The organism is Chamaesiphon sp. OTE_20_metabat_361 (genome assembly GCF_031364565.1).
Window position 1 is genome coordinate 1 of sequence record NZ_JANLWO010000064.1, and the last position, 2,807, is coordinate 2,807.

At 44.9% G+C, this 2,807-nt stretch carries 5 protein-coding genes; all 5 read left to right on the forward strand.

What is annotated here, in order from left to right; genetic code table 11:
• A partial coding sequence (gene cas6 / locus RMO35_RS01720; protein ID WP_309738121.1) for a CRISPR system precrRNA processing endoribonuclease RAMP protein Cas6 occupies positions 1-388 on the forward strand: 388 nt, incomplete at its 5' end.
• Entirely contained in the window at positions 385-978 is a 594-nt protein-coding gene (gene cas4, locus RMO35_RS01725; RefSeq protein WP_309738122.1) for a CRISPR-associated protein Cas4, read from the forward strand. The genes cas6 and cas4, both read left to right, overlap by 4 nt.
• A gap of 169 nt (positions 979-1,147) precedes the next feature.
• Entirely contained in the window at positions 1,148-2,155 is a 1,008-nt protein-coding gene (gene cas1d, locus RMO35_RS01730) for a type I-D CRISPR-associated endonuclease Cas1d (RefSeq protein WP_309738123.1), read from the forward strand.
• Between the two features lie 36 nt (positions 2,156-2,191).
• Positions 2,192-2,464 (forward strand): CRISPR-associated endonuclease Cas2, encoded by a 273-nt coding sequence (cas2, locus tag RMO35_RS01735; RefSeq protein WP_310416239.1) that lies wholly within the window; start codon positions 2,192-2,194, stop codon positions 2,462-2,464.
• Positions 2,464-2,640: a hypothetical protein gene (locus RMO35_RS01740; protein WP_309738126.1), complete on the forward strand. Its 177-nt coding sequence runs from the start codon at positions 2,464-2,466 to the stop codon at positions 2,638-2,640. The genes cas2 and RMO35_RS01740 overlap by 1 nt, the downstream gene beginning before the upstream one ends.
• The last annotated feature ends 167 nt before the right edge of the window (positions 2,641-2,807 follow it).

Here is a 2,807-nt window from a genome sequence, read left to right on the forward strand (position 1 = left end):
ATTCGATCGAGCCTCCGACCATAATCGTACCTTACGGTTGACTTTTGTGACACCTACGAGTTTTCGTCAAGGAAGTTTTGATAGTGCTTTACCAACGCGAGAATGTATATTTAATTCGCTTCTTTCTAAGTGGTTGAAATATAGTGAAATTGAAATGACAGATCTAGCAATCGGATCGATCTTTCCTAGTGCCTTCGACATCCGTACCGAAGTAAGTAATGACTATATCGGTAAATTTATCGGTACTGTCGGCGATGTCAAGTATCAAATCATGGGTGATATTTCACCGCTCCAAATCAAACAATTGAATGCTTTGACGGATTTTGCTCTTTATGCCGGAGTAGGTAGGAAAACACCAATGGGGATGGGGATGACACGCCGCTTATGAAAACTGAAACTGACTACATTTCTATTGCCTCGCTCAATCAATATAATTACTGTCCCCATCGCTGTTGGCGGATGTTTTGTGCGGGTGAATTTGTTGATAATCAATATACGATCGAAGGCACTACTTTACACGATCGCGTGCATACAGTCGGTGATAGTCATCGAGAAGAAACTTGGCAAGTCAGGGCAATTTGGCTCAAATCCGATCGATATGGACTAATCGGCAAAGCAGATTTAATCGAGGAGCAAGATGGACAAATTTACCCAGTCGAATATAAGCGCAGTGCCAAAGGTGAATTTGCTAATGATGAATTACAAGTTTGCGCCCAAGCTCTCTGTTTAGAAGAAATGACTGGGAGACAGATCGATCGAGGTTATATCTATTATTTCCACTCTCATCAACGTCAATTAGTCGAGCTTGATGAAACTTTGCGGAATAGTACGATTAGATCGATCGCATCGGTTCGCCAACTTTTAGCCACAGGTAAAATGCCCAAACCCATCTACAATCCTCGCTGTCAAGGCTGTAGCCTCCAGACTCAATGCCTCCCCAAAGCAGCAAGCAAAGTAACCAAATATCAAGAAGATTAAAAATGAGCGAGGGAGGAACCACGCACATCAAGACTGACTTCGGCGGAGACTTTTACCCCCCAACCCCCCTTATAAAGGGGAGGCTCTAACTCCCTCCCCTTTATAAAGGGAGGGTTGGGGTGGGGTAAAGATCTCCGCAACAACTCAAACAAACCAAACCAGGAAAACTATGGGCACAGTTTATATCACTCAAGAAGACTCATTCATCGGCAAAATTGACGAACGCTTGCACGTCAAACATGAGAAAACTCTCCTCCTCGATGTCCCCCTCATCAAAATTGAAGGAGTCGTAATTATGGGACGAGCCACAGTTTCACCCGCATTATTGATGGAATTACTCGATCGCAAAATCCCCCTCACATTCCTGACTAGAACGGGTAAATACCTGGGCTGTCTAGAACCACCTCTAACTAAGAATATCTTCATTAGGTCGGCACAATGGGCAGCCGCCCGCGAAGATCGAGCCAAAGCGATTCATGTCGTGCGTGGTTTTGTACGCGGCAAACTCAAAAATTATCGGATTGCCTTACTTCGCGCTCAAAGAGAACATCCCGAAATTGAGCTAGCAGCGGCAATAACCCGCCTAGAACGAGCGATCGAGCCAATCGATCGCACAGAGCAGATCGACTCGTTACGTGGCCTAGAAGGGGCTGGTAGTGCGGCTTACTTTGGGAGTTTCGAGCGGTTAATTCGCGCTGAGGGTTTTAGTTTTAAATCTCGCAATCGTCGTCCGCCAACAGATCCCGTCAACGCTTTATTGAGTTTCGGTTATTCACTCTTAGCACACGACATTCAAAGCGCGATTAATATTGTTGGTTTCGATCCATATTTAGGCTATTTACATACCGAACGCTACGGAAGACCATCTTTGGCGCTAGATTTGATGGAGGAATTTCGACCGTTGGTGGTTGATGCGATGGTGTTGTCGGCTTTAAATCGGAAGATGCTAACGGTGGGTGATTTCACAACCGAACCGTTGAGCAATGCCGTATCACTATCAAATGAAGGTAGAAAGACTTTTTTGCGGTTGTACGAGCAAAAGAAGCAGTCGAAATTCAAGCATCCTGTATTGCAGAAACAATGTACTTACCAGGAAGCCTTTGAGCTTCAAGCGCGATTGCTGGGTAAATATCTGATGTCTGAAACTGACAAATACCCACCCCTCATTCTCAAATAAATTTCCCTTCTGTCCCATTTATCCCCCCCCGTCCCTATGTTCATGGTGATTTCTTATGATATTTCTGAAGACAAACGCCGTACTAAAATTCACAAAATGTTGAAGTCTTACGGTCAGTGGATGCAGTATAGTGTGTTTGAGTGCGATGTCACGGATAGTCAATATGCAAAGCTCAGGGCGCGATTGAGTAAGATGATTAAGCCAGAGGAGGATAGTATTCGGTTCTACTTTCTGTGTGCTTGCTGTCATCCCAAAGTGGAGCGGATTGGTGGTGAGACGGTGCGAGATGAGACGATATTTTTCGCTTGATGCGCGAATGGGTAGGTGTTGGTGATGGAGATCTGCAACAGCGGCTGGATGATTTGGCTGAGGCGGGTTTTAAGGATCTTGATGAAATCTTCATCCGCGCAGTGGCTAGAAGCTTTCGTATTCAAGCATCTCAGGCTCGATCGAAAGGTTCGATTTATAGGCGATCGTCAATTTGAATGTTATTATTGATTTATTCGCGCTAATGTACCTTGAAAACCAAATCACACAAGGTTTTCAGGCTCCCGCCAGCGAAATCGACTCTAAACCCTTATAGGGATTGAAACAAACTCACTCAGATCCTCAGCAGCGATCGACCAGAGCGAAATCGACTCTAAACCCTTAT